General features: G+C 61.9%; 24 protein-coding genes and 2 tRNA genes. 14 read left to right on the forward strand and 12 right to left on the reverse strand.

The window, feature by feature from the left end:
* Positions 1–8 precede the first annotated feature (8 nt).
* The gene (locus tag BLQ76_RS08950) at positions 9–410 is read left to right on the forward strand and encodes a hypothetical protein (RefSeq protein ID WP_139183964.1); all 402 of its coding nucleotides are present in this window, start codon (positions 9–11) and stop codon (positions 408–410) included.
* A gap of 89 nt (positions 411–499) precedes the next feature.
* On the opposite strand, the gene BLQ76_RS08955 is transcribed toward BLQ76_RS08950, so the two are convergent.
* The 4 genes from BLQ76_RS08955 to BLQ76_RS08970 all read right to left on the reverse strand — a co-directional run bounded on the left by BLQ76_RS08955 (position 500) and on the right by BLQ76_RS08970 (position 4960).
* Positions 500–1372 carry a metal ABC transporter permease gene (locus BLQ76_RS08955; protein WP_090672108.1) on the reverse strand — a complete coding sequence of 291 codons (873 nt, stop codon included), beginning with the start codon at positions 1370–1372 and terminating at the stop codon, positions 500–502.
* Positions 1369–2061 (reverse strand): metal ABC transporter ATP-binding protein, encoded by a 693-nt coding sequence (locus BLQ76_RS08960; protein ID WP_210184158.1) that lies wholly within the window; start codon positions 2059–2061, stop codon positions 1369–1371. The genes BLQ76_RS08955 and BLQ76_RS08960 overlap by 4 nt, the downstream gene beginning before the upstream one ends.
* A 240-nt stretch (positions 2062–2301) precedes the next feature.
* Positions 2302–4074 carry a DEAD/DEAH box helicase gene (locus BLQ76_RS08965; RefSeq protein ID WP_090672111.1) on the reverse strand — a complete coding sequence of 591 codons (1773 nt, stop codon included), beginning with the start codon at positions 4072–4074 and terminating at the stop codon, positions 2302–2304.
* A gap of 811 nt (positions 4075–4885) precedes the next feature.
* Positions 4886–4960 (reverse strand) — tRNA-Gln (locus tag BLQ76_RS08970).
* A 141-nt stretch (positions 4961–5101) separates the two neighbouring features.
* On the opposite strand from BLQ76_RS08970, the gene BLQ76_RS08975 reads away from it, so the two are divergent.
* The 3 genes from BLQ76_RS08975 to BLQ76_RS08985 all read left to right on the forward strand — a co-directional run bounded on the left by BLQ76_RS08975 (position 5102) and on the right by BLQ76_RS08985 (position 6547).
* Positions 5102–5178, forward strand: a tRNA-Pro gene (locus BLQ76_RS08975).
* 172 nt (positions 5179–5350) lie between these two features.
* Entirely contained in the window at positions 5351–5806 is a 456-nt protein-coding gene (locus tag BLQ76_RS08980) for an RrF2 family transcriptional regulator (RefSeq protein WP_090672114.1), read from the forward strand.
* Positions 5807–5911: 105 nt separating this feature from the next.
* Positions 5912–6547 carry an alpha/beta hydrolase gene (locus BLQ76_RS08985; RefSeq protein ID WP_090672117.1) on the forward strand — a complete coding sequence of 212 codons (636 nt, stop codon included), beginning with the start codon at positions 5912–5914 and terminating at the stop codon, positions 6545–6547.
* An 11-nt stretch (positions 6548–6558) separates the two neighbouring features.
* Here BLQ76_RS08985 and BLQ76_RS08990 read toward each other — a convergent pair whose 3' ends face one another.
* From BLQ76_RS08990 to BLQ76_RS09005, 4 genes are all read right to left on the reverse strand, one after another.
* Positions 6559–7377, reverse strand: a complete 819-nt coding sequence (locus BLQ76_RS08990) for a VOC family protein (protein WP_170842530.1) — start codon at positions 7375–7377, stop codon at positions 6559–6561.
* Between the two features lie 142 nt (positions 7378–7519).
* Positions 7520–8644, reverse strand: a complete 1125-nt coding sequence (gene ribB, locus BLQ76_RS08995) for a 3,4-dihydroxy-2-butanone-4-phosphate synthase (RefSeq protein ID WP_090672123.1) — start codon at positions 8642–8644, stop codon at positions 7520–7522.
* A gap of 32 nt (positions 8645–8676) precedes the next feature.
* On the reverse strand, positions 8677–9138 hold the full coding sequence (gene queF / locus BLQ76_RS09000; protein WP_090672126.1) for a preQ(1) synthase: 462 nt from the start codon (positions 9136–9138) through the stop codon (positions 8677–8679).
* Positions 9135–9800, reverse strand: coding sequence for a TerC family protein (locus BLQ76_RS09005; protein ID WP_090672129.1), 666 nt, complete (start codon positions 9798–9800; stop codon positions 9135–9137). The genes queF and BLQ76_RS09005 overlap by 4 nt, the downstream gene beginning before the upstream one ends.
* Positions 9801–10132: 332 nt before the next feature.
* Here BLQ76_RS09005 and BLQ76_RS09010 point away from each other — a divergent pair, with 332 nt between their 5' ends.
* Genes BLQ76_RS09010 through BLQ76_RS09030 form a run of 5 tightly spaced genes read left to right on the forward strand, consistent with a single transcriptional unit; the run spans position 10133 to position 15965 of the window.
* Positions 10133–10507, forward strand: a complete 375-nt coding sequence (locus tag BLQ76_RS09010; RefSeq protein ID WP_244519565.1) for an NAD(P)H-dependent oxidoreductase subunit E — start codon at positions 10133–10135, stop codon at positions 10505–10507.
* On the forward strand, positions 10504–12060 hold the full coding sequence (locus BLQ76_RS09015; protein ID WP_090672135.1) for a formate dehydrogenase beta subunit: 1557 nt from the start codon (positions 10504–10506) through the stop codon (positions 12058–12060). Before BLQ76_RS09010 ends, BLQ76_RS09015 begins: the two co-directional genes overlap by 4 nt.
* Positions 12061–12070: 10 nt before the next feature.
* A complete protein-coding gene (gene fdhF, locus BLQ76_RS09020; RefSeq protein WP_090672138.1) occupies positions 12071–14920 on the forward strand; it encodes a formate dehydrogenase subunit alpha in 2850 nt (949 codons plus the stop codon).
* 6 nt (positions 14921–14926) lie between these two features.
* Entirely contained in the window at positions 14927–15754 is an 828-nt protein-coding gene (gene fdhD / locus BLQ76_RS09025; protein ID WP_210285765.1) for a formate dehydrogenase accessory sulfurtransferase FdhD, read from the forward strand.
* Positions 15755–15767: 13 nt separating this feature from the next.
* The gene (locus BLQ76_RS09030; protein WP_244519549.1) at positions 15768–15965 is read left to right on the forward strand and encodes a formate dehydrogenase subunit delta; all 198 of its coding nucleotides are present in this window, start codon (positions 15768–15770) and stop codon (positions 15963–15965) included.
* Between the two features lie 40 nt (positions 15966–16005).
* Here the strand turns inward: BLQ76_RS09030 and BLQ76_RS09035 are convergent, their stop codons facing one another.
* Entirely contained in the window at positions 16006–16458 is a 453-nt protein-coding gene (locus BLQ76_RS09035; protein WP_090672142.1) for an NUDIX hydrolase, read from the reverse strand.
* 366 nt (positions 16459–16824) lie between these two features.
* Here BLQ76_RS09035 and BLQ76_RS09040 point away from each other — a divergent pair, with 366 nt between their 5' ends.
* Entirely contained in the window at positions 16825–17067 is a 243-nt protein-coding gene (locus tag BLQ76_RS09040; protein WP_139183965.1) for a hypothetical protein, read from the forward strand.
* 69 nt (positions 17068–17136) lie between these two features.
* Positions 17137–17382: a DUF2188 domain-containing protein gene (locus tag BLQ76_RS09045; RefSeq protein WP_090672149.1), complete on the forward strand. Its 246-nt coding sequence runs from the start codon at positions 17137–17139 to the stop codon at positions 17380–17382.
* 8 nt (positions 17383–17390) lie between these two features.
* Here BLQ76_RS09045 and BLQ76_RS09050 read toward each other — a convergent pair whose 3' ends face one another.
* Positions 17391–19337, reverse strand: coding sequence for a glycosyltransferase family 2 protein (locus tag BLQ76_RS09050; protein WP_090672152.1), 1947 nt, complete (start codon positions 19335–19337; stop codon positions 17391–17393).
* Between the two features lie 99 nt (positions 19338–19436).
* Between BLQ76_RS09050 and BLQ76_RS09055 the strand changes: the two genes are divergently transcribed.
* Both BLQ76_RS09055 and BLQ76_RS09060 read left to right on the forward strand, forming a co-directional pair.
* Positions 19437–20264: a transporter substrate-binding domain-containing protein gene (locus tag BLQ76_RS09055; protein ID WP_090672155.1), complete on the forward strand. Its 828-nt coding sequence runs from the start codon at positions 19437–19439 to the stop codon at positions 20262–20264.
* Positions 20265–20356: 92 nt separating this feature from the next.
* Positions 20357–22015, forward strand: coding sequence for a lysine--tRNA ligase (locus tag BLQ76_RS09060; RefSeq protein ID WP_090672699.1), 1659 nt, complete (start codon positions 20357–20359; stop codon positions 22013–22015).
* Between the two features lie 758 nt (positions 22016–22773).
* On the opposite strand, the gene BLQ76_RS09065 is transcribed toward BLQ76_RS09060, so the two are convergent.
* The gene (locus BLQ76_RS09065) at positions 22774–23418 is read right to left on the reverse strand and encodes a S24 family peptidase (protein WP_090672702.1); all 645 of its coding nucleotides are present in this window, start codon (positions 23416–23418) and stop codon (positions 22774–22776) included.
* A 227-nt stretch (positions 23419–23645) separates the two neighbouring features.
* Between BLQ76_RS09065 and BLQ76_RS09070 the strand changes: the two genes are divergently transcribed.
* Positions 23646–24674 carry a YihY/virulence factor BrkB family protein gene (locus BLQ76_RS09070; RefSeq protein WP_090672158.1) on the forward strand — a complete coding sequence of 343 codons (1029 nt, stop codon included), beginning with the start codon at positions 23646–23648 and terminating at the stop codon, positions 24672–24674.
* Between the two features lie 48 nt (positions 24675–24722).
* Here the strand turns inward: BLQ76_RS09070 and BLQ76_RS09075 are convergent, their stop codons facing one another.
* A complete protein-coding gene (locus BLQ76_RS09075) occupies positions 24723–26921 on the reverse strand; it encodes a 3-hydroxyacyl-CoA dehydrogenase NAD-binding domain-containing protein (RefSeq protein WP_090672161.1) in 2199 nt (732 codons plus the stop codon).
* Between the last annotated feature and the right edge of the window lie 25 nt (positions 26922–26946).

Below are 26946 nucleotides of genomic sequence, written 5' to 3' on the forward strand. Positions count from 1 at the left end.
GAGTCGTTATGAGTGCGCTACGGCAACCACGCCGGCATCTCTTCCGAATTTTGGGCGCCGGCGGCACCGCCGCCTTGCTGACCGCGTGGCAAACAGCCGATGGGTTTCCGTGGGCTGAGAATGCCATGGACGTTCAAGGGCGTATCGCGGAGATGCGGCGTGCGACACCGCTCGACATGGCCAACGGATCGACCCTCGAAGACATCCAGTTTGATGGTAACCGTTTGACCATGCGCTTGCGGGTCGATGACCGCCTCGACTTAGCTGGCGTTCGCGACGGTGATCGAGACGATCAATGCGACGTCTGGCGTAGCGCGCTTCGGAGCCGCGAGCTCAACACGGTCGAATATCGGTACACGCAGACCGGAGCGACGTCCTCGCTTTTCCTCGACCGCACGGTTTGCAACTAGACCACAAAACGCATGCGTGCCTTGCTTGAGCAACGCAATTCCGGAGGACCGCTTGCGTATGCTGTCGTACCCCTCGTACGCCACTCACGCTAAGCGCGGTTGAAGTTCGGAGCAAAGGCTTGGCGGATCAGTCCCCCGCGTGGGCCGGCAACCAGGGACAGAAGATAACCGACGCTCGCAGACAGGATGATCGCAGGCGACGACGGCAGATCGTGGTGGAACGAGATCAGCAAGCCCGCCAGCGACGACGCAATGCCGAGCGCAGCGGCAACGATCATCTGACCCGAGACGCTTGCTGACCAGAAACGACTCGACGCGGCCGGAAGCATCATGATGCCGATGACCATGAGCGTACCCAGCGCCTGAAACCCGCCGACGAGGTTCAGAACGACCAGCACAAGAAAGATACCGTGGGCCACGCCGCCTGCGGGGCCAAGCGTGCGCAGAAACGCCGGGTCCAGGCACGCCGCAACGATCGCACGGTAAAGCAAGGCAATCAGAATCAATGAAACCGTCGCGACGCTCGCCATCAAGAGCAGCGCTGCATCGTCCAACGCCAGGACCGTTCCGAACAGGACGTGGAGAAGGTCGATATTCGAACCTTTGACCGACACCAGAAGGACGCCGAGCCCGAGCGACGCGAGATAGAAGGCCGCGAAGCTCGCATCCTCTCGAATAGTCGTGAATCGCGAAACGAGGCCGGCGAGTGCCGCCACGAGGAGTCCGGAAACGAGTCCGCCCAGCGCCATCGCGAACAAGGAAAATCCGGCCAGGAGGAAGCCGATCGCGGCTCCGGGAAGAATGGCGTGCGACATCGCATCGCCGATCAAGCTCATTCGTCGGAGAACGAGGATGACGCCGAGCGGACAGGCCCCGAGCGAAAGCGCCACACATCCCAGAAGCGCACGGCGCATGAACCCAAAATCCGCAAACGGTGCGATCGCAAACTCCCAGACACTCATTCCGCCGCGAACCTTGCTTCGTTCCCCTCACCGGACAGCATGGCCGCAAAGGCTGTGTCGGTCGGGCCATGTGTAACCAGGCGGTGCCGAAGCAGCATGACTTGAGCGAACTCGCGTCTCACCAGGGCCATGTCATGCAGGACGGCGACAATGGTACGACCGTTCATGTGCCACTCGCGAAGCAGCGCCATCAGCACGTTTGTCGTCTTTGCATCGACGGCCGCAAACGGTTCGTCCAGGAGCATGAGGGGAGCGTCCTGAAGGATCAGGCGAGCAAAAAGGGCGCGTTGAAACTGCCCGCCGGACAACTGGGCGATCTGGGTGCGGGTTTGGGTTGTGAGTCCAACGCGTTCGATAGCGGCGAGAAGCCGGTTCTCCTCAGATGCGGCAAGACTGCGCGACAGGCCGATACGCGGCCAAGCGCCTAACGAAACGAAATCGGCCACGTCGATCGGGAAGCTTCGATCGATCTCCTGCGCCTGCGGCAAGTAGGCGATGTCCGCACGCCGCAGACCGTCAAGCGAGATGCGACCTGTCGTCAATCGAACGATACCCATGATCGCGCGAAGGAGGGTCGATTTCCCGGCTCCATTCTCGCCGACCACAGCCGTCATCGAGCCACGCTCGAACGTCGCATCGACGTCTGAGAGGGCGAGCGTTCGGCCGAACCGTACGCCGACGTTCTCCAAGCGAATAGCCGCCGACACGTTAGCCGCCGATCGTGAGACCGACGCCAAGCCACAGCATCATGAGCGGCACGGCGACAAGGAGCAGCCGGCGCAACGCTGAACTCCGGAGAACGGATCGGGGAAGGGAAGACGACATAAGCGTCCCATCATGTGCGTGATACGGCGTGTTATAACATAACGCCGCGTCGCGGAAGTGTCTTGGATGATGGGACGCAGGGTCGCTCGTTCTCCGGAACGACCTCAGGCGTTGCGGGCCTTCGGACGCCGCGGTTTGCCGTTACCCTTCCCCAGCGACTCGCGAGGGGCGGGAGACTTCGAACGCGCCCCGTCTGACTTTTTGAAGGGCTTGCGGTCAGGCCGGTCACGCCGTTCGGCCGGACCAACCTCGCCGTCGAACCGGGTGATGGTGATATCGTCGAGCGTTCCCTGCGCCGCAGCGGCGAATTTATCGGCCGAAGCCTCGCTGATCTGGAACTTCGTTTCCCGGTCGAACACGCGGATCGCTCCGATGTCGTCCCGCGTCACGCGTCCGCGCCGGCAGAGAAGCGGGAGCAACCATTTCGGGTCGGCGTTGTTGCGCCGTCCGATATCCAGCTTGAACCAGACGGTCGGGCCGTCGTTACGACGTGCCGAACGAGGCGCGTCGTGGCTCGCGTCTTGTGTCGGCTTCGGTCCACGACCTCGCTGCGGGCGCTCCGCTTCGAAGCCGGGATCGTAGACGTCCTCCGGTGCCGGCAAGCGAAGGCGATAGATACGCGCCAATGCCGCGGCGACTTCCTCGGCCGGCCGACGCTCGAGCAGAACACGCCCGACCTCGATATCCTCTTCGCTGGCTTCCTCGGTCAAAAGAGGATCGGACAGCAGCCGCTCCCGATCGAGAGCGCGAATCTCGTCGGCTCGTGGCGCACCGCTCCAGGATGGGCGGATGTGCGCTTCCGCCAGCAGGCGTTCAGCCTTGCGGCGTCGCGACAGTGGTACGAGCAAAGCCGAGATGCCCTTGCGCCCCGCGCGTCCGGTTCGCCCGCTGCGATGCTGCAATGTTTCGGCGTCGTTCGGTAGCTCGGCATGGATCACCAAGCCCAGAGACGGCAGGTCAATGCCTCGTGCCGCGACGTCGGTCGCGACGCAGACCCGTGCGCGTCCGTCGCGCAACGCCTGCAGTGCCTGATTGCGCTCGGACTGTCCAAGTTCTCCGGACAGCGAGACGGCCGCAAATCCGCGATCCAGCAACCCGGAATGCAGGTGGCGGACTTGCTCGCGCGTGTTGCAAAAGACGATGGCGCTCGGAGCTTCGACCTGACGCAAAAGATTGACGACTGCGAGTTCGGTTTCCGTGGGAGCGATCCGAATGGCTCGATACTCAATGTCGGCATGGCTCGAGGTACCCGCACTGGCCTCGATCCGTACGGCATCGCGCTGATAGCGTCGCGTCATGGCAACGATCGGCTTCGGAAGGGTCGCGGAGAAAAGGAGCGTACGTCGTTCGCTCGGCGTCGCTTCCAGGATGAATTCGAGGTCCTCGCGGAAGCCGAGATTCAGCATCTCGTCAGCCTCGTCCAGAACCAAGGCCCGCAGATTGCCGATCAGCAGGCGTCCTCGTTCGAGGTGGTCGCGAAGCCGACCCGGTGTGCCGACGACGATATGGGCGCCTCGCGCAAGAGCACGCTGCTCGGACCGCGGATCCATGCCGCCAACGCAGGTCACAACACGCGCGTCGGCCTTTTCATAAAGCCAAGCGAGTTCACGCTGAACCTGCAACGCCAGTTCGCGGGTCGGCGCGACGATCAACGCCAGCGGCTCGCCAGCTTCCGGCAGGCCACCGTCACCGAGCAACGTGCTGCCGAGCGCGAGACCGTAGGCAACCGTCTTGCCGGATCCGGTTTGTGCCGAAACGAGAAGGTCACGCCCCTCGGCTTTGGGCTCCAGCACCGCATCCTGGACCGGCGTAGGATCGGCATAGCCACGAGCAGCGAGCGCATCGGCAAGCGCGGGATAGTTCGTGCGAAAGGGCACTGATGAATTCCTTAGAGCTGAGCACGGACGAGCGCGCTCATGCGAGGTCGTTCATGACCCCGCTTCCCGTTCGATGGGCAGCGACGAATGCCCGAACGGTTCAACGCCCTAGGTCTGCGGCTGACTCAGCCGCGTGCGGACAAACCGCGATATCGCTGATCGAGCGCCAGCCTATAGACGGTTTGTCAATGCTTGGCGAGGCGTCGGTGACGCTCTCCGTTACATCGCGAGGCCCAGGTTCAACCCGACCAACCAGAACAACGCCGAGATCGTCAATCCGTAGTAAAGCCCGCGATAGGGGCCCAAGGTTTCCTGCCGCATGATTCTCCTCCCGTCCATGGAGCCTCTCCGGCATCTTGCGCACCGGTCGATTGATTCAAAATTGACGCAACCGATGTGATTCTTCAACTGGCAGAATGGTTTGGCAGCGCGTTCGTCGGCTCGGTACAAGACCGATGCCGCTTGCGTTGCCGTCTGCCCGCCGTCGTCCGGTACCAAGACGTGGTCAAAGGGTCGCCGACGCACCTTGCTGTATCGTTACGAACGCTGCGATGTCCGTCGATGTCAGGCGAAAGCAGGCACTATCCTGCAAAACGGCGAGAGAACTGCGGCGACCGATACTGGTTAGGGGAGGGGTTGGTCGTCGTCCAACGCCGAGCTTGTAGGGTCGCGGTTGATACCGGTCTTGAGCCGCAAACAGACCGGTCGCGCAATGGCGCCCAGGTAGTCAATCCGTTGACAACGTTACGATTGTGCTCGCTGCAAGACGGTCGATTTCTAGGAAAGCAGGCCTGCGTTGGAGATCGCTCGGTGGCTGGGGCGCCTGGATTCGAACCAGGGAATGGCGGTACCAAAAACCGCTGCCTTACCGCTTGGCTACGCCCCATCACAACGCGTCGCGCACCGGTCCTATAGGAGAGCCGTGAAGCGGTTGCAACATCGAAGGGTTGCGCCAACCTTGCTGGCACAGATGCTGCGACACCCCGTTGCAAGGCGACGCGACCTTGGCTATACACCGCGTCGGTCGCGGAGTGTAGCGCAGCCTGGTAGCGCACCTCGTTCGGGACGAGGGGGTCGCAGGTTCAAATCCTGCCACTCCGACCAATCTTCAAACAGACAAGTTTTCCTAGTCGATGCCGTCTTGCGGTCGTAGGAACCGTGGCTGCAACGATGGCTGCTCCAGCCCTCACATGGCTGGACCGTGCTGGCATTGACTTTGTCAGTCCCTTATTGAGGCGACAGTTCGGTTGATCCGGTATGAACGGAAGTCGCCTCTATGCTGACCATGAAGGGAAAATACGGTCTTAAGGCGATGTTGCACCTCGCGCGACTGCCTGCTGGCGAGCGAGCGCTTTCGGAAGAGATCGCGACCGCGCACAACATTTCCAAGAAGTTCCTCGACGCCATTCTCGCTGATCTGCGCCTGGCAGGCCTCGTTCATGCCCGTAAGGGGCGGGGCGGCGGCTACCTACTGGCGCAGGACTCCTCGCAAATTCGGATCGGGCAAATTCTGCGCGTCCTCGACGGCCCGCTTGCGCCGATTCCATGTGCGAGCCGAACCGCTTACCGACGTTGTGACGATTGTCGAGATGAGCGGTCCTGCGCCGTGCGCCGTATGATGCTGGAGGTCCGCAATGCCATTTCGGCCGTGCTGGACGACAAGACGCTCGCAGAGGCGGCAGGTAGCTTCACCGAACACGACCTCGAATTCCGCGAACTGGCGGTGGTTTGATCACCCGTTCCCCGTCAGTCTAGTAAATTAGTAAACCTTGGTTCCCCGTCCTGCGCTGCGTTGGCTATCGTCATAGCAGGTCACAGTCAGGCGCGGAGACCATCCATGACTCAGACGTTGCTCATTCCCGGTTTGAACGGCTCGCCGGACGGCCACTGGCAGCGTTTCTGGACGCAGGACGAGCCTCATGCGGAACTCGTTGAACAGGAGGACTGGGCGTCGCCCCGCCTGACCGATTGGTTGCACGCTCTCGAAGCGCAGATCGCCGCAAGTGCACCCGGTGTCATCCTTGTTGCGCACAGTCTGGGATGCGCACTGGTCGGGGCGTTGGCGCGACGTCCAGCCGGTGCGCATGTCGGTGGCGCCTTGCTGGTTGCGCCAGCGGATACAACGGCATTGGCTAACACTCTACCAACGGTTGCCGCGTTCGAAGCTGGGACGCAAGCGACGCTACCCTTCGCCTCTATCGTCGTGGCAAGTCGCAACGACCCCTTCATGACTTTCAGCCAAGCCGAGGATCAGGCACGCCGCTGGGGATCCGCGCTGGTCGATCTCGGTGCAGCGGGTCATATCAATATCGGTAGCGGATACGGGCGTTGGCCCGACGGCATGACCCTGGCGGATGGACTTCGCGGTCGCCCGTCCAGGCAGCGGAATGGTGTCGACCATGCGCGTCGATGGTGGAGTGAGGTCCACCCATCCAACGCTTCCGCTCACGATGTCGGTCTGGGGATCGTTTGACCTCAAACGCCCTACGCGATCCGAATTCGGTTCCCCGCCGGATCCACGACTTCGGCGTGATCGCTGTGGCGTGCGACGAGAACACCCGCCCGCGATGCTCGGTCCGCGATGGCGTCGACCCAAACCCGCTCTCGCGCGAGAAACTCGACGGACTTGAGACCGGCGTCGCCTTGCTTCCGTGTCGCGGCGCCCCGGCTATGCCAGACGTTGACCGCCAAGTGGTGATGATAACCGCCGGAGGACAGGAAGGACGCACCTGAAACCTCTACGGTCAGATCAAGCCCGACCACATTCCGATAGAAGTCAGTTGCAGACGTCAGGTCGCCGACGCGCAGATGAACGTGTCCGATTGTGGTTCCCGACGGCGCCCCATGCCAGGACGTCGATCCAGCCGCCGTCAGAACTGAGGGTATCGACAGGCGCTGCGTCGTCATCCGCAGAGCGGTCCCATCGCGTGGCCACAGCGAGGCTGGACGATCGACGTAGATCTCGATGCCGTTGCCCTCCGGATCCGAAAGGTAGACGGCCTCGCTGACCCCGTGATCAGATGCACCCGCGATTTGGAGGCCTATCGACGACGCGTGACGTAGCCACCGTCCAAGATCCGCCCGTGAGGGCAGAAGGAAGGCGGTATGGAACAACCCAGCCTCGCTCGCCGCCCGCCGATTGTCTTCCGGCGCGCGGTGCAGCTCCAGAAAGCCGTATCCGTCGACGCCCAGACGCAGAGCGTCGTCGGTCGGCGCGATGTCCTCGAGCCCGAGTGCGGTCCGATAGAATTCCCGTGCGCGCTGAACGTCACGGACGGCGAGTGCAACGCGGCCGATGCGCAAAGGTGGGTTCGAAACGGTCGACAAGGGTGTCATCATCTTCACTCCGAAGCCGACATGACGGCTTACGGGCAAGGAGATGATGACATCACCGCTGGCTCGGATAGGGGCGTAACGGACGACGCACTGTCGCCCGCCGAGCCGTTCACTCCCGCAGCAGCGTGGTTCCGGCGATCTCGATGCCGAAACCCGTCAGGCCGACATAGCCTCGCTCCTGCGAGGTCAACACGTCGATGGACCGGACGTCGAGATCTCGGAGGATTTGGGCTCCGACACCGACCTCACGCCAACGTTGAGATCGGACCTTCGCACTGCCATGCTGTTCGCCGTCTGCAACGCCAGCTGCGTTGACGTTGGTTGCCAATTGCGCTGGGTCGAAATCATCGATCTGCGCGTTTCGAAGCAGCATGAGAATGCCGCGCCCCTTGGTGCGGATGTGGTCGGTCGCGATATCGACCCAGCTGCGCGCACCCGATTTGCGAAGAAGCTCTTCGACCGGCTGTTCGCGATAGATCCGAACCGGCACATGCTCTGCGGTCCGGACATCCCCGAAAACAGCGACGACATGCTGCACATCGTCGAATGGCGTCTGGTAGACCAGGACCCGCGCCGGTAGACCAGCGATCGTCACCGCATCGTCGCGAACACGACGCACGAAACTCTCACGCCGAATGCGATACGAGATCATATCCTCGATCGAAACGATCTTGAGACCGTGTTCCTTCGCGAACGGGATCAACTCGCCGAGACGCTTGACGGTACCATCGTCGTTGACGATTTCTGCAAGGATCCCGGCCGGCGGCAGACCAGCGAGGCGCGCGAGATCGACACCCGCCTCGGTATGTCCCGACCGGGTAAGGACACCGCCCTCGCGAGCGATGAGCGGGAACATGTGTCCGGGCCGGATGAAGTCGGACGGAGCAACGTTGTCGTTGACGAGCGCACGTGCGGTATTGGCCCGTTCTTCCGACGAGATGCCGGTCGTCATTCCGACACGATAGTCCACGGATACCGTGAACGCCGTGCGCATCGGGTCGAGGTTGTTGGCGACCATCGGCGGCAGATTGAGGCGTTCGGCGCGCTCAGCCGTCATCGGAACACACAAGATGCCGCTGGTATGGCGGATCATGAAGGCGATCTTCTCGGGCGTCGCCTTGGACGCCGCCATGATCAGGTCGCCTTCATTCTCCCGGTCCGTGTCGTCGACGACGACGACGAGTTCGCCCGCGGCGATCGCGGCGATCGCATCCTCGACCTTGTTCAGTTCCATGTCCGATTCCTGCGCTTCTCTCGCAGGATGGCTTAACCGCGTCCGCGATAGGGCGGAACCCCCTGATCCGGAATGAACAGACCGTCCGGTGCGGGACCCGTTTGCCAGAAGACGTCGATGGGAATGCCGCCGCGCGGATACCAATAGGCACCGATCCGCAACCATCGCGGTTCCATCGCGGCGACAAGCCGTTTGGCGATCGAAACCGAGCAGTCCTCGTGGAAGGCGCCATGGTTGCGATAGCTGACAAGGAACAGCTTGAACGATTTGGATTCGACGAGGCGTCGATCCGGAACGTAGTCGATGACGAGATGGGCGAAGTCGGGTTGGCCCGTGACCGGACAAAGCAATGTGAACTCTGGCGCGGTCAGGCGTACGAGCGTCGGAGCTCCGTCGCCATGCGAGAAGGCGACGGTTTCCAGCAACGCGTCCTCGGGACGCGCGGCCGGGCGGGCGTCGGCGCCGAGTTGGGTCAGTTCGCTTTCGCTCGTCACGGCGTCGTACCGGCTACGGGTTCCGCCAAGCAATAGCTCGACAGGAACTGGACGTAACACGCGACCTCGTCCCACCCGTGATAGATCATGCGCAGCGCCACGAACAGGATGACCGCAAGGCCGATCCAGGCAATGAAACGGTACTTGTTGAGAACATTGGCAATCAGCGTCGCCGCGGCGCCCATCAGCACGACCGATATCAGCAGGCCAACGACCAGGACTTCGACGTGGTCCTGGGCGGCGCCAGCCACCGCGAGAACGTTGTCGAGCGACATCGAAACGTCGGCGATGATGATCTGCAGCATGGCCTGACCAAAGGTCTTGTGCTGCCTGGAGGCGTTGGCCAAGGCTGCCGCCTCTTCCTCCTCATGCGATCCTGCGCGGATCTCGCGGAACATCTTCCAGCAGACCCACAGAAGCAGGATGCCGCCGGCGAGCGTCAGACCAACGATGGCCAACAGCTGGACGGCGACCAACGCGAACAGGATGCGAAGGACGACGGCGCCACCGATGCCCCAGAAGATCACGCGCCGGCGGATGGCCGGATCGACCCCCGCCGCCGCCATTCCGACGACGACCGCATTGTCGCCCGCCAGAACGACGTCGATGAAGAGGACCTGCAGGAGCGCAGCCAGTTCGGCCGACAGGAAAGCTTCGGTCATGCGGGAAGTGTCCGGAACAGAAGGAGACGTTCGTCCTCTTCGATCACGAAGACCTGTTTGTCGACCATATTTTCGTTTGCGCCTCAATTCACGAGATCACGCGACCGTGACATCAAGCGGCGGTGGGTAACTTTGGTCAAGGCGCTGTCGGTTTATCGTTGAGGTTTGTCGTATTCTAACGTTGCAGGCGTGTTGAGAGAGGCTCTAAGCTCCCCGGCAAGACAGCCTGGGAGGCAACGCTGCGAAACACGACCTTCGACCGGGAGGAGGCGACCGGAATCGTCCGGTCACTTGGCCACCTCGAGGGACCCCTGCTGCCGGTACTGCACGCGCTGCAGGATCGCTACGGCTACATCGACGAAGACGCGATGCGCCTGGTTTCAGCGGAACTCAACCTCTCCCGTGCGGAGGTCTACGGCGTCGTCAGCTTCTATCATGACTTCCGCATGGCTCCGGGTCCTGTGCACCAGGTCAAGCTCTGCCGAGCCGAAGCCTGCCAAGCTCGTGGTGGCGATGGCATCGCTCTCTGCTTCGAGAACAAGCTCGGCGTTCGCTTGGGCGAGCCTGCGGTCGGCGACGTCGTATCGCTGGAAGCGTGCTATTGCCTTGGCCTATGCGCAATCGGCCCTAACGCAATAATCGATGGCGCGCTCGTCGCGCGCCTCGATGAAGCGAAGGTTGCAAAACTCGCCGCGGAACTCGGCTGATGGTCCGCATCTTCGTGCCGTTGGATTCGTTCGCCGTCGCCTCCGGTGCTGACGAGGTCGCGCGGCGCCTATCCCTTCAGGCGGCGAGCAGGAACGAAGCGGTCACGATCGTCCGCAACGGTTCACGCGGGATGGCTTGGCTCGAACCGCTCATCGAAGTCGAAACGGTTGACGGGCGTCTGGCTTACGGACCGATCGAGCCGGGCGACGTTGACGAGGCATTCTACGAAGCGCTCGTGTCGGCGAGCGGTCATGCCCGATGCATTGGGAACCCGGAGGCTCACCCATTTCTGAGCCGGCAGACGCGGCATACCTTCAAGCGCTGCGGTATCATCGATCCGCTCGATATCGCCGACTACGAGCGCCACGGCGGTCTGGCTGGACTGCGTCGCGCCCTCGCAATGGGGCCGACGCAGGCGATCGAAGAGGTGACGCGATCCGGCCTGCGCGGTCGCGGCGGTGCAGGCTTCCCGACCGGCGTCAAATGGAAGACCGTTGCGGAGGCTCCAGGCGACCGACGTTACATCGTGGCCAATGCCGACGAGGGCGACTCCGGGACTTTCGCCGACCGTATGCTGATGGAGGGCGATCCTTTCTGTCTCCTCGAGGGGATGGCAATCGCGGGAGTCGCAACCGGCGCGACGAAGGGTTTCATCTATCTCCGCTCGGAATACCCGGTAGCAATCGACGTCATGTCGCGGGCCGTCATTCTGGCACGACGCGCGAACTTGCTCGGACCATCGCTACTCGGAACCGACACGGCTTTCGATGTCGAGGTTCGGGTCGGCGCGGGCGCATACGTTTGCGGGGAGGAAACGGCTCTTCTTGACAGTCTCGAGGGTAAGCGAGGACAGGTGCGGGCCAAACCTCCCTTGCCGGCGCATAAAGGCCTGTTTGGTTACCCGACGGTCGTGAACAATGTCGTGACGCTTGCGTCGGTGCCGGAAATCTATCGCACAAGTGCGGAAGCCTATGAAGAGCTTGGGATAGGGCGCTCCCGCGGAACCATGCCGCTGCAGATCGCCGGCAACGTCCGTTTCGGAGGCCTGTTCGAAGCTCCGTTCGGACTAACCCTCGGAGAGATCGTCGACGATATCGGCGGCGGAACGCAAAGCGGGCGACCGGTCCGGGCGGTTCAGGTCGGCGGACCGCTCGGTGCGTATTTCCCTCGAAGTCTGTTCGATACCGTAGTCGACTACGAAGCGTTCGCTGCCCGTGACGGATTGATCGGGCATGCTGGGATCGTCGTCTTCGACGAAACAGTCGACATGCTTCGGCAAGCGCGCTTCGCGTTCGAGTTCTGTGCCGCCGAGAGTTGCGGCAAATGCACGCCGTGCCGGGTCGGTGCGGTACGTGGGCTCGAGACGATGGACAGGATCATCGCCGGTTCGCCCGGGACGACACAACTCGAACTCGTCGAGGATCTTTGCAACACGATGAAGTTCGGTTCGCTCTGCGCTCTCGGCGGCTTCACGCCCTATCCGGTCATGAGTGCGATCAATCACTTCCCGGAGGACTTCGATACCGCGCCACAGCGGTTGGCCGCGGAGTAGGGAGGAAGCCATGTCGCTGATCCGGGAAATCGACTACGGCACGCCCGCATCGCGGAACGGGACCGACGTCACCCTGACGATCGACGGTCGCACCGTTCGCGTTCCGGCGGGAACGTCCGTCATGCGGGCGGCCATGGAAGCGGGTATCGGCGTGCCCAAACTCTGCGCGACCGACATGCTCGACGCGTTCGGGTCCTGCCGCCTTTGCGTTGTCGAGGTCGAAGGCATGCGAGGGACGCCCGCGTCCTGTACGACGCTTGTTGCCGAGGGTATGCGCGTCTCGACGCAGACCGATCGGCTCAAGCGGATCCGCAAGGGCGTGATGGAGCTCTACATCTCCGATCATCCGCTCGATTGTCTGACCTGCGCGGCGAATGGCGATTGCGAGTTGCAAACGCAGGCCGGAGCGGTGGGGCTGCGCGAAGTTCGATACGGCGCCGAGGGCGAGAACCATCTCGGCCAGCCGAAGGACATCTCGAACCCCTACTTCCAGTTCGATCCGTCGAAATGCATCGTATGCTCGCGTTGCGTGCGCGCCTGCGAAGAGGTGCAGGGGACGTTCGCACTCACTATTGCCGGACGCGGCTTCGATGCGACCGTGTCCGCCGGATCGGTCTCCGATGACTTCTTCTCCTCGGAATGCGTCTCGTGCGGTGCTTGCGTTCAGGCCTGCCCGACGGCGACACTGGAAGAGAAAGCCGTCGTCGAGATCGGATTGCCCGAACACTCCGCCGTGACGACCTGCGCCTACTGTGGGGTTGGCTGCTCGTTCAAAGCCGAGATGCGAGGCGAAGAACTGATCCGCATGGTGCCGTACAAGGACGGCAAGGCCAATCACGGACACTCCTGCGTCAAAGGCCGTTTCGCGCTGGGCTACGCGACCCATCGCGATCGTGTGCTCAAGCCGATGATCCGCGAGCACCATACGCATCCCTGGCGCGAGGTGTCCTGGGACGAGGCCATCGGCTATGCCGCCCGCAAGTTGCGCGACATTCAGGCTCGATATGGACGCGGAGCTATCGGCGGGATCTCGTCGTCACGCTGCACGAACGAGGAAGTCTTCCTCGTCCAGAAAATGGTCCGCGCCGGCTTCGGCAACAACAACATCGATACGTGCGCCCGGGTCTGTCACTCACCGACCGGTTATGGCCTCTCGACCACATTCGGGACATCGGCGGGTACTCAGGACTTCGACTCGGTGGAGGAAGCCGACGTCATTCTTGTGATCGGTGCCAACCCGACCGACGGGCATCCCGTCTTTGGCTCACGACTCAAGAAGCGTTTGAGGCAGGGCGCGCGATTGATCGTCGTGGACCCGCGTCGCATCGATTTGGTGCGCACGCCCCATGTGGAAGCGGCCCACCATCTGGCACTCAAGCCCGGCACGAATGTCGCGATGCTGACCGCACTCGCGCATGTCATCGTGACCGAGGGACTGGTGGACGAAGCCTTCGTGCAGGAACGCTGCGAATGGGATGCGTTCCAGGATTGGGCCGCGTTCGTGGCGGACCCGAACCGGTCTCCGGAAGCTGTCGAAGCGACAACCGGCGTTGCTGCCGCCGATGTTCGAGCGGCTGCCCGACTGTATGCGACGGGTGGAAACGGAGCGATCTACTACGGTCTCGGCGTGACCGAGCACAGTCAGGGATCGACCAGCGTCATGGCGATCGCCAACCTCGCCATGGCGACCGGGAACATCGGGCGCCGAGGGGGCGGAGTGAACCCGCTACGCGGTCAGAACAACGTCCAAGGCTCCTGCGACATGGGTTCGTTTCCTCACGAACTCAGCGGCTATCGTCACATCAGCCGTGACGACGTACGCGAGACGTTCGAGAGCTTGTGGGGCGTTCATCTCGATGCCGAACCGGGCCTGCGCATTCCGAACATGTTCGATGCGGCGGTCGAGGGGACCTTCAAGGGCCTGTACGTCCAGGGCGAGGACATCCTCCAATCCGATCCGGATACGAAGCATGTCTCGGCGGGGCTGGCCGCGCTGGAATGCCTGATCGTGCAGGACCTTTTCCTGAACGAGACCGCAAACTATGCGACCGTCTTTCTGCCGGGATCGACGTTCCTCGAGAAGGACGGGACGTTTACGAACGCGGAGCGGCGCATCAATCGCGTCCGCAGGGTCATGTCGCCTCGCAGCGGATATGCGGACTGGGAGGTCACACAGCTCCTCGCGCGCGCGCTGGGCATGGACATGGACTACCGGCATCCGTCGGACATCATGGACGAGGTCGCGCGTACCACGCCGAGCTTCGCGCATGTCAGCTACGCGCTGCTCGAAGAACGTGGTTCGGTGCAATGGCCGTGCAACGAACAGCATCCCGACGGAACTCCGATCATGCATGTCGACGCTTTCATGCGGGGCAAGGGACGCTTCATCGTGACGGAGTATGTACCCACCGACGAACGCGTGGGTCCACGTTTCCCGCTGCTCCTGACGACGGGTCGCATCCTTTCGCAGTACAACGTCGGAGCTCAGACGCGACGGACCGCCAATGTCGTGTGGCATCATGAGGATCTCTTGGAGATCCATCCGCACGACGCCGAGCAAAGGGGCGTGCGCGACCGAGATTGGGTGCGGCTCGACAGCCGGGCAGGGTCCACGTCGCTACGAGCTTGCATCACGGATCGGGTGGCACCCGGCGTCGTTTATACGACGTTCCACCACCCGGCGACGCAGGCCAACGTCATCACGACCGACTTCTCGGATTGGGCGACGAATTGTCCGGAGTATAAGGTCACTGCGGTTCAGGTTTCACCGTCGAACGGACCCACCGACTGGCAGGATGCCTACGAAGCCTTGAGCCACGAAAGCCGACGCGTAGCTCGCGAGTTGGATGCGGCGGAGTAAAAGCACTTGCTCGAAGACCCGTTCGAAACGCGACGGTCGATCAGCTTCCGCAAGGGTGCGTTCCATTTGGAACATCGAGCCGTGCCGCAGGAAACGGCGATCGCGATCACCGTGAACGGCACGACGCACGCGGTCATGATGGCGACCCCCGCCGACCTGCGTGATTTTGCGTTCGGGCTCATCCTCAACGAAGGCATTGCGAAAACACCGGCGGATGTCGCCGATCTCTCTATCGTGCGCCTGGAGAATGGAATCGACTGCCGGATCTGGCTGACGCCGGAGCGGGCGGCCGGGTATGTCGCAAGGCGCCGTCAGATGACGGGACCGGTCGGATGTGGTCTCTGCGGCGTCGATAGTTTGGCGCTGGCGTCTCCTGATCTACCTCCGGTGGAGGCTATGCTCGCCGTTCATCCCCAAGCGATCCGGCGGGCCTTCGACAGCTTGCAACTCGAGCAGCAACTCGGGCGACGTACGAGAGCTGTCCACGCTGCCGGGTTTGCAGACGCTGACGGAACTCTCGTTGTCGTGCGCGAGGATGTCGGACGACACAACGCCTTAGACAAGGTAGCGGGCTCGCTCGCGCTGAACGGTCGGCCAGCCAACGAAGGCCTTATCGTCGTTACCAGTCGTGTTTCGGTCGAACTCATTCAGAAAGCCGCGCGAATGGGCTCCCCGCTCCTGGCGGCGGTGTCCGCGCCGACCGATCTGGCCATACGCACCGCCACAGCGCTCGGAATCTGTCTCGTCGCAGTCGTCAGGGGCGACGAGTTCGAAATCCTCACTCACGCACACCGCATCGTAGGGACTGCAGGGATCGACAGCGATGCCGCGTGAGAAGCTCATCCATATGGCCAACCAGATCGCGACATTCTGCCAGTCCAACCCGCAGGGCGCGCGCCATACGGCCGACGTAGCCGATCATATCAATAAATACTGGGATCCACGCATGCGGCGCCAGTTATTGGAAGTCGCAACATCCGGACCAACCGACGACATCCATCCACTCGTCCTCGCGGCGCTTCCCGCTGTTCGAGTTCCGCCTTGACCGGACGGAGAGTGATACTCAAGCGTCCGTTCGGCTTACATCAATTGGTCGGAGATACCGGCCCGGCTGCTTCTCGTACCAGACCGGTCGCGAAATCTCGCAAAGCCTGTGCAAGATCTGGCTCATTGACGGCGTTGGCAGCATCTTCGGGTGTGAACCAACGACGATTGCGCTGCGTGGCTTCCGGCCAAACTTCCATCTCTTCTCGAACCTGCAACGGGAAGAGGCGAACGCGGCATGGAACGATATCGCCGTTTCCCAAGACTTTCGGGTAGCGGTAGCTGCCGCTAGCCTTTTTTCGGATACGACCGTGAACGCCTGCCTCCTCGAACGCCTCTTGGGCGGCGGCTTGATGGGGACGCTTGGATTTCATCGGCCATCCCTTCGGAATGACCCACCGGCCAGTCTCTCGTGATGTGATCAACAGAATGCGCAGCCCACCTGCGTCGCTCTCGCGATATGCGATGGCTCCGACTTGGCGGCGCGTTTTCATCGTAACACCTCTTCGGGAAGGCTTGTTCATAGCCGAACTGATCGCTCGTTCAAACCAGTTTGTGCCTGCTTTCTTTCGCGAGCGTTGCGCCAAAGAGGCCGGAGGAGGTTGGCATTCGCTACTCTCCGCAGTTGAATAAAAGCCGTGCTTGGTGGAGTGTATGTTGTCCACCACCGCACCGCGTTTACATGTTCCTAGCCGATGGTGCTTCGGTGGTCAGACGTGGACAGGTGTGCCGAACGAACGCTTGTCAGGTGGCGCCCTGCAACCTATCGTTGATATGCTTCTATCAGATTGCTTGAATGCTGACGTTGATTGCCCGATCAACGGTTTGAAGTTCGCGACAGATGACTCGCCGGGGGGAACGTGCGCAGCGACCGTTACGAAGCCATCCCAGGAACGCCTTGGTTCGATGCGACCGAGATGAACCGCGGGTCGGGTGAGGGGGCCGGTGACGACGAGAAGCTCGTAACGTCACTAGAGACGGATGAGCAGATCGCTGTTGCGTTGATGGCGCTCGCATCGAGTCTCCTCAAACGTCGGCATCCATCCGTCGCCGCGATGCTGCAATACGCGATGACCGACATCGTCGCATCCGATCAGGAGTGAATGGGGATCACTTTCGGGTCCGAGCGCGTTGCAGCCGATCGAAAACGGACAGCAGCAAGGGGTAACGCCGTGACCGACATTCACTATCAGGTCGTTCAGCACGACGGGGGATGGGCCTACAAACTCGGAGATGTCTATTCCGAGACCTTTCGAACCCACGAGGCGGCGACAGCGGCGGCAAAAGAGGTAGCCCAGCGCCAGGAACTCGCCGGTGAGACGGAAGGCATCGTCTATCAGGACCGAAGCGGCACCTGGCATGAAGAAGTCTCGAGAGGCGACGATCGCCCCCATGCCGACGTCAAGGACGAAGGCTAGGCGTCGTCTTAGCTAAATGAGATCGGCTTATCAGCAGGTCCTGAGAGCGCTGGCACAGCTCCAAAAGAGCTGTGCGGCGTCTTCTCCCAGAGGTGCGGAGATCGCCATAGCTGCCATATCGCGCGTATGCCGGCGTAGCTGACAAGGGCCCAGTAAGCCCACAACCCCCATAGCTTGCTAGCCAACCGTTGCTCGTTGGGAGACGCAACTCGAAGGAACGAGGCGCTAAAAACAAGGCATGCGAAGACGAGATTGACCGCATCTATCGCATACAGCCAGCCATGAGATGGCATGGCTTCGAGAAGGCCCCCATAGACCGCAAAGCCCGCCAGTTGCGTCAAAAGCGCGATATGAGCGAAGCTTGACGCGACCATACCGAGAAACACGATCTGAAAGGCGACCATACCGCCCAGCCCTAATTGGCGTGTGGTCAACACAGGGTCGCGCATATGAACGAGCCACGTCTGTATCCAACCCTTGATCCAGCGGGTCCGCTGATTGCGCCAGTCAGGCCAGCGGACCGTTGATGTCTCGAGCGTCGGACTGGAGATGGTCCCGGTCGTCAGACCCAGGCGTGCGAGGCGAATACCCAAATCCGCATCTTCCGCGACGTTGTGACTATCCCAGCCGCCAGCCGACACGAGGTGGTCACGGCGGAAGTGGTTGGATGTTCCCCCGAGTGGTAACGGCAGTCCGCGTGCTGCAAGCCAGGGGAGAAGCATTCGGAATAGGACCGCGTATTCCATTGCGTAGTGCGCTTGCCGCCAACCCGAGTCGCCGTTCGTGACGACGAGCGGGGCTTGCAGACAGGCAAGCGTATCGTTGGATCTGCGGAAGGTAGCCCAAGCGTCGCGGAGTTGATCGGGACGAGGGATATCTTCCGCATCATAAAGCACCACGAACTCCCCTCGCGTAAGCGGCAACGCGAAGTTGAGGGCTTTGGGCTTCGTGGTGGGCTGGCTAGCTGGTGTCACGACAACGGAGAAATGGGGATAGGGGGCGATCGCCCGCTCGATAGCCGCAATCGTATCCGGATCGGTCGCCTCGCAAACGAAGAAGACTTCCAGGCGAGATGTGGGCCAGTCGAGCATGGCCATCGCATGAACGAGCGGCTCGGCCATATCGGCTTCCCGGTGCAGTGCGATCAACACGGAGTAGACCGGGAAGGTCGTGGGCTCGCCATCGTCCGGGGCGGCCGTGTTCGTTTCATTCTGGGATCGGGAACCCAAGAGAACGATGGCGCGGAAGCCCGTACAAAGGAAGGCGACGCAGGTGAAGCCGATATGGAGACCAAGGCCAACGCCGCTTCCCCAACGCATGACGGCCGCGAAAAGCCCGATGGCGGCCAATGTCAACGCACCGCCCTGGAATGCCGTCAGGACCTCTCGAGCGGACCACCGGTTGAGCTCTGCTGCTAAACTCAGACGTGCGGCTTCGGAACGCTCGCGAACCGTATCGAAGTCTCGAACGGCTGCGATGGTTGTTGGTGTAGCAATGCAGACAAGGTGACGCTCCAGGTCGAGGCGGGGCAGGGCGTCTGCCACGTCTTGTAGTCTCTCGAGGTCGGGAGCGATGTAGGCTCGCACCTGATAGTCCGGAGTCATGCCGACGATGTGCTTGGAGCCGTGTTGCCCCATGCCGCGGGCATCTTTCATCACGGTGACTTCGACTGACGGACAGTCCGCAGCCAGATCGAGAACGCCCGCGATTCGGTGCGCGATCTCAGATTCCGTAGCCCAACCTGCTGCGACGATTTCCTCCGCGAGGGTCGATCCGTGCCGTTGCGCGCGGGCGATCAGCAGCGAAGTGGCTTCGTAATTAATCTCCAGGCCTTCCAGGACCTCCGTCAGGTATGGGTTGAGTTCTGCTGCGAGCTTGCCGTCATCGGCCTTGGTTCCGTATGAGTACGGGCGCGTTCCGGCAATCCGGATCTGCGTGGGGTTCGACGGCGGCACGTGACCTCGGCAAGCGAATGGAACACGTTCATGCTGATGCGATTGATGGACCGTCGAAATCGACCAGGGCGTGTATGTCGCCACAATCCACAGTTATGCATGCACGTCTTGGTTGTGTTATTGTCTTTTGGTTCGCCGATGCTCGCTTGGGCGCAGTCGGTCGAGCTTCCGAACTTTCGGGACCAGACGGAACGCGCGGCGGAACCTCAACTCACCGGCCGTGAGCGGATACGCTTCCTGACTTCCACTGACTACCCGCCCTTCAACTTCCTCGATCAGGCCGGACGTCTGACCGGGTTCAACGTGGACCTTGTCCGCAGCATCTGCGATGAACTGCGCATCTCTCCGCTTTGCCAGATCGAAGCACGACCATTCGACCAGCTACCGAAGGCCCTTGCGGACGGTGAGGGCGATGCCATCGCCGCCGGTATTGCGATCTCGGCCGACAGTCGGAGCCGCTTTGCCTTCACGCGTCCATTTCTTCAGTATCCGGCGAGGTTCGTCGTGCGGCGCGGCAGTTCGCTGTCGACGCAACTCGATACGGGGCTGCGTGAGATAAAGCTCGGCGCTGTCGCGGGCTCGGCCCATGAGGCCATGTTGCGCGCGTTCTTCCCCAACAGCGTGCTCGTCGATTTCGATACGCGTGATAACGCTCTAGCCGCGCTCCAATCCGGGGCGATCGAAGGCTTCTTCGGTGATGGTGTCGGCCTCTCGTTCTGGCTCGCGAGCGAGGCCGCAGCCGACTGCTGCATGTTCGCAGGTGGGGCATACCTGTCCGATCGCTTTCTCGGGGAAGGGTTGGCGATTGCGGTGCGACGGGACGACGAGGAGTTGGCGGACGCCTTCGACTACGCGATCAACCGCATCGTCGCGAACGGACGTATGGCGGAGATCATGTTGCGCTATTTCCCGGTAAGCGCCTTCTAGCGGCGTCCGGTTGACCGGTCGTCTGCGCGGACCCATACACCGGCTATCGTCCGTGAGGACGAACCTGCCACCGGATGGGACGAACCACGACGATGCATTTCGCGCAACTTCCGATCGATCAGGAGACCCGGGACGAGGCCCTTCGCTCGGGGGCTTGGCCGTTCGAGGAAGCGCGGAAGCTCGTCACTCGTATCGAGCGTTCCGGCAAGTCGGAGGTGCTGTTCGAGACGGGGTACGGACCGTCTGGGCTGCCACACATAGGCACGTTCGGCGAGGTGGCGCGCACAACCATGGTGCGCAACGCGTTTCGAGTGCTGACAGGTGATGCGATTCCGACTCGTCTCATCTGCTTCTCCGATGACATGGACGGGATGCGCAAGATCCCCGACAACGTGCCGGACCGATCAGTGCTCGAGCCCTATCTCCATCAGCCGCTGACGGCTGTGCCCAACCCGTTCGGCGGTCCTGAGCGAAGCTTCGCAGAACACAACAACGCAATGCTGCGTCGATTCCTCGATACGTTCGGCTTCGATTACGAGTTCGCGAGCGCGACGGACTACTATCGATCGGGCCGGTTCGACACCGTTCTGAGACTGGCGGCGGAACGCTACGATGAGATCATGAGCGTCATGCTGCCGACACTTGGCGCCGAGCGACAATCCACCTACAGCCCTTTCCTCCCGATCTCGCCGACCACTGGCCGAGTCCTCTACGTCCCCATGAAGGAGGTTGACGCGAAAAACGGGACGGTCACCTTCCAAGACGAAGACGGGCGGGATGCGACGGTGCCAGTGACAGGTGGTTCCGTCAAACTCCAGTGGAAGCCTGACTTCGGCATGCGGTGGGCGGCTCTGGATGTCGACTTCGAGATGTTCGGCAAAGACCATCAGACCAATGCCGCGATCTACGATCGCATCTGCAAGCTGTTGGGTGGGACCCCGCCCGAGCACTTCGTCTACGAACTGTTCCTCGACGCGGACGGTGCGAAGATTTCCAAGTCGAAGGGTAATGGCTTGAGCATCGAGGAATGGCTTACCTATGCCGCTCCTGAGAGCCTCGGCCTCTACATGTTCGGCAAGCCGCGCGCTGCGAAGCGGCTGCACTTCGACGTCATCCCGAAGGCTGTCGAGGACTACTACCAATTTGCAACGAGCTTCGAACGGCAGGATACGCGCTCACGTTTACAGAACCCCGTTTTTCATATCCACGGCGGGGCACCGCCGGTATCCGGTGTCGCGGTCCCTTTTGCCCTCTTGCTGAACCTCGTTTCGGCGTCCAATGCCTCGAACAAGGACACGCTATGGGGTTTCATCTCGCGATACGCCCCCGGTGTTTCCGCGCAGACGGATCCCGAACTCGACCGCCTTGTCGGCTACGCCTTGCGCTACTTCGAGGACTTCGTCCGTCCCAACAAGCGCTTTCGAGCCCCTGATGCCGTCGAACGTCAGGCCCTCGAAGCCCTGTCTCGCGAGCTGGCCGAGTTGCCCGCCGATGCCGATGCGGCCGCGATCCAAGACGCTATTCTTGACGTCGCTCGACCGATCGAACGCTATCAGGACACGAGAAAGCTGGGGCCCAACGGTGGTCCTGGTGTATCGGGTGATTGGTTCCAGATGCTCTACCAGACCCTTCTCGGCCAGGAACGCGGACCGCGGTTTGGTTCGTTCGTCGCGCTCTATGGTATCGAGGAAACCCGAAAGCTGCTTGCCGAGGCGCTGGCAGGACATTTGGCCAGCGCAAAGGCTGATTGACTCAGCGTCCGACCTCGAACGCCCAAATGCCCTTGCGTGTGCTACGGGCAGCTGCCTCAAGCTCCGCGTAGCGGCCATCGCTCGTCGCCGCCGCCCAACCGTTCGCGACCAGCCACTCACCGATATCCGCTTCGCCGGCCAGGCACGAAACGATCAAATCGGCAGTATCATTCTGATCAGCTGGGACCGAACATAGGACCGATCGACCTCTCAGCCACGATCGGAAGGCTGTTCGGGCTCGGATACCACAAGGCCACGTTTGGGGTCCATCGGAGCAACGCGCGTCCGGTGAGATCGGCTGAATGTCAGCAATGCGCAGGGTCGTGCGTCCGGCCTTCATCGTACCGGCGTCGACCGCGACCGGGCGATTGAAGAGTTCCAGTTTCGGCGCCGCTTGCGCTGCCGCGACGACTGTCGGAGCACTGTCGCCACGGGTCAGGACATCCGCATTATCCATTGTTGCGGGCGCGGGATCAGGTGCTCGGGGGCCATCACCTGCAAGCGGCGATCGCGTTGGCTCCTGCGTCCCGCTCGTTGGCCGAACCGTTCGAGTTGTATCGGACGAAGCTGGTTGATCGGCAGCGACGGTTTCAGGTTGCGACGCTGATATGAGTGTCGGGGCCGCCGGTGCGATCGCCAACAGGAAGACCGTGCAGGCACAAATGCCGAGGGAAATACGGAGTTCGTTCATGTGATGGTCCGTCGCGGCATCGTCGTCATCGGTTCTGTGGCCGGCAGTTCAATCGTTTGCGAGGGCCTTACTGGCTGACCCAGACGACCCGCGCGATCCACTCGAGGTCCTTCGGATCGAACGTGCGGGTCGGAAAGTCCGGGTTGATCGACGCGAGTTCGACCGATCCGGCGGTACGTCTTTGAAGAATCTTCACCATGACCTCGCCTTGGCGCGTCCGAGCCACAACGCGGTCACCACGGCGGATCTGCGCACTCGGCGAGACGACAAGGATATCGCCGTCTCGATAAAGGGGCTCCATGGACCGCCCTGCGACTTCCAACGCATAGGTGCCCTCGCTCGCCTCGGGAAGATCGACGCGATCCCAGCCTTCGCCGGTCGGGAAACCGGCATCGTCGAAGTATCCATCATGACCGGCTTGGGCATGGCCGAGAAGAGGCACGCCGCGCGTCGTCCTTACGGATCGATCACCGGTCGCTTCCGATGATGCAAAAAGCGTCGCAAACTGGTCGAACGACATCCCGCCTGCTTCCAGCACCTTCGCAATCGATTCCGTCGAGGGCCAACGTGGGCGCCCATCCGCGGAGAAACGTTTCGAACGGTTGAAGGTCGTCGGATCTAGGCCGGCGCGACGGGCGAGTGCCGAAGGCGAAAGTTCGCAGGTCTGCGCGACGCGATCGATCGCCGTCCAAATACGGTCGTGAGAGAACATACCGTCTTGCCCCATGGCGCCCATCCCGACTGGACGGATACAACACAAGGAATATATCCCTTTTCCCAAGATGGTAAGGGTCCCCGCAGCCGGCCGGGACTGGTCACGCACGGCATGCGGGTTTTGGTTGTCCACAGAAGCGTCGGAACCGTGCGTCGGAGCTCGCATTTTGTCGCAAATACGCAAGACAGCGGTCAGTTGGGCTTTGCGTAACGCTGGAGGGACTGATGGGAACGCCTGGGCTCCGGTTCGCGCCCAATACCACCGAGGAGGTGCGACGGCGCGCGAGCGAGCCGGGACGAGGGCGGGATGCCGCAGGGCCTTTCGAGATCCCGTGGAAGGGTTGGAAGGATATCGCCGTCCGACTCTGGTACTCGTTCTTCGAGGACCGTGTCATGCTGATCGCGGCTGGCGCGACCTTCTATCTGCTCCTGGCGTTGTTCCCGGCCTTTGCCGTCTTCGTTTCCCTGTACGGCATCGTCGCCGATCCCAACACGATCGCCGAGCATATCGCATTCATCGGGCGGTTTCTGCCACAAGCGGGAACCGACATCCTCACATCCCAGCTCCAGTATCTGGCGAGCCGAGATCCAGCATCTCTCTCCCTCAACTTCCTGACCGGCCTGCTGTTTTCGTTGTGGAGTGCCAACAACGGCATCAAGACCCTGTTCGAGGCGATGAACGTCGCCTATGGCGAGCATGAGGAAAGAAGTTTCCTCAAACTGAATGCCGTCGCGTTCTGCTTCACGATCGGGGCGGTCTTCATCGGCATCGTGATGATCGTGACGGTCGGCGTCGTTCCCATTCTCATGGGAGTCTTCGGTGCCTCCAGTTGGTCAGACGAGTTGATCGCGGCTGCCCGCTGGCCCGTCGCCCTTGTCGTGATCGTCGGCTCCATCAGCCTCATCTATCGCTACGGTCCCAGCCGGAATCGTGCTCGATGGATCTGGGTACTTTTTGGCGCCGTCCTCACCGCGTTGGTCTGGCTCGCCGCATCGATCGCCTTCTCGTGGTACTTGCGCAGCTTCGCGAACTACAACGCGACCTACGGTTCTCTCGGAGCCGTGATCGGCTTCATGATGTGGGTATGGATCTCGTCCACGATCTTCATCATCGGCGCGGAGATCAACGCCGAGATGGAACACCAGACGGCCCTCGACACGACCGATGCCCCTGACAAACCGATCGGCACACGTGGCGCTCGCGTTGCCGACACGATCGGCCGCTCCATCGTGCGCGAGAAGCGGGAGGTTTGAGGAAACTGAGTAGGGTGGGAGTGCCCGAACGCACCCCCACCCACCATGTCAGGCCGCTTCGGCAGGAGCAAAACGCTTGTAGAAGGTGTCGCCCTTTGCCGCCATGTCGCGCAGAAGAGGCGTCGGCCGGAAGCGCTCACCGTACCGGCTCTCCAGCTTCTCGCAAAGCGCGACGAATGCCGGTACGCCCATTCCATCTATGTAGCTGATTGTTCCACCGGTGTATGGCGCGTAGCCGAACCCGAGGATTGATCCGACATCCGCCTCACGAGGGTCGGTTACGACACCTTCCTCCATGGTCCGGGCAGCCTCGAGCGCCATGGTGACCAGAAACCGGTGTTTCAGTTCCTCGAAGTCGACCTCATCGGCGGGCTTCTGCGGGAAGCGCTCCTTCAAACCCGACCAAAGCTTCTTCTTCGCTGGCTTGGCAGGATAGTCGTAAAACCCTTTGCCGGCCTTTCGACCGAGGCGTCCCTCCCGATCGACCATATCGTTGACCAGCGCCAGATGACGCGGATCGACGGCCTGTTCGCCCATGTCATGGATCGTCGCCCGCATGATCTTCTGGCTGAGGTCGACAGCAGTCTCGTCGTTGAGTGCGAGCGGACCGACCGGCATGCCGGCAAACTTCGCAGCGTTCTCGATCATCGCGGGGGGAACGCCCTCGACCAGCATGTCGTAGGCCTCCGAGATGTAGCGAAGCACGCAACGGTTCGCGAAAAACCCGCGTGTGTCGTTCACGACGATCGGCGTCTTCTTGATGGTGCGAATAAAATCCAGCGCGACGGCAAGCGCCTCGTCGGCGGTCTCTCGTCCAAGGATGACTTCGGTCAGCATCATGCGGTCGACCGGCGAGAAGAAATGGATGCCGATGAAACGCTTTGGGTCCGGGAAGGCTTCCGCAAGGCCGGTGATCGGCAGCGTCGACGTGTTGGACGCGTAGATGGCGTCCGGCTTCAACACCGCGGCAACCTGGCGTGTGACTTCGGCTTTGATGTCGCGGTCTTCGAACACGGCCTCGATCACCAGATCGGCGTCGGCCAGTGCGCCGTAGTCAGGGGTTGCCGTGATGCGCGCCAGTACGGCTTCCGCCTCGGCTGGTGTCGAACGACCCTTCTTTGCAGCGGCTTCGAGCAACGATGCGGAATGGGCCTTGCCCTTGTCGGCTGCGGCTTGGTCGCGGTCGAGGAGAACGACCTCGATGCCGGACTTCGCGGCGACGTAGCCGATACCGGCGCCCATGAAGCCTGCGCCGATGACCCCGATCTTGCGAATTGCCCTCGCCGGGACGCCCGACGGTCGGCGGGCACCCTTGCCAAGCGCTTGCATCGAAACGAACAGCGAGCGGATCATCATGGCTGCTTCGGTCGTCTGCAGAACGTTCGCGAAGTAGCGTTGCTCGACCTTCAATGCGGCATCGATGGGAAGAAGCAATCCCTCATACACGCATTTCACAATCGCACGGGCGCCTGGGTAGTTGTCGTTGGTTTCCTTGCGATACAGGGAGGAGACCGCCGGCCATGTTTGTGCACCGGTAGCCGAATAGACGGGGCCTGACGGCAGTTTGAAACCCTTCTCGTCCCAGGGCTTGATGGGTTTGACACCAGCACGCAGCATGCTCTTGGCACGCTCGATGAGATCGTCCGCCGTCACGACCTCGTCGATCAACTTCATTGCCTTCGCCTTCGAAGCGGAGAGCGTTTCACCCTTGAGCAGCATTTGCAGGGCCGACTGGGTATCGGCCAAACGCGGCGCGCGTTGCGTCCCGCCAGCACCCGGGAAGATGCCGACCTTCACCTCAGGCAAGCCCATCTTGGCATCCGTCGCAGCGATGCGCGCATGGCATGCGAGCGCCAGTTCGAAGGCCCCGCCCATGCAGACACCATTGATCGCGGCAACGAACGGCTTTCCGCATGTCTCGATCTTGCGGTAGAGCCACGACATGCGACCCGCCCGTTCGAAGAGTTCGGCAACCGCACCGGCACGATCCGTCGCGAGCTGGGCTTCATACGCATCGAACATCGCGCGAAGCATCTTGAGGTCGGCGCCGCCCGAGAAGGTCCCGGCCTTTCCGGAGGTGAAGACGACGCCCTTCACCCCGTCGTCAGCAACGACCTGGTCCGTAATCGCGTCGAGTTCCGTCATCACCTCTTCCGTGAAGACGTTCATTGACCTGTCCGGCATGTCCCATGTGACAAGGGCAACACCGTCGGCGTCGGTCTCGATCGTGAAGTTCCGATAGCTCATAGGGAGACTCCCAAGATGCGACGCG

It is taken from the genome of Aureimonas jatrophae (assembly GCF_900104035.1).
GTDB classification, from domain to species: Bacteria; Pseudomonadota; Alphaproteobacteria; order Rhizobiales; family Rhizobiaceae; genus Aureimonas; species Aureimonas jatrophae.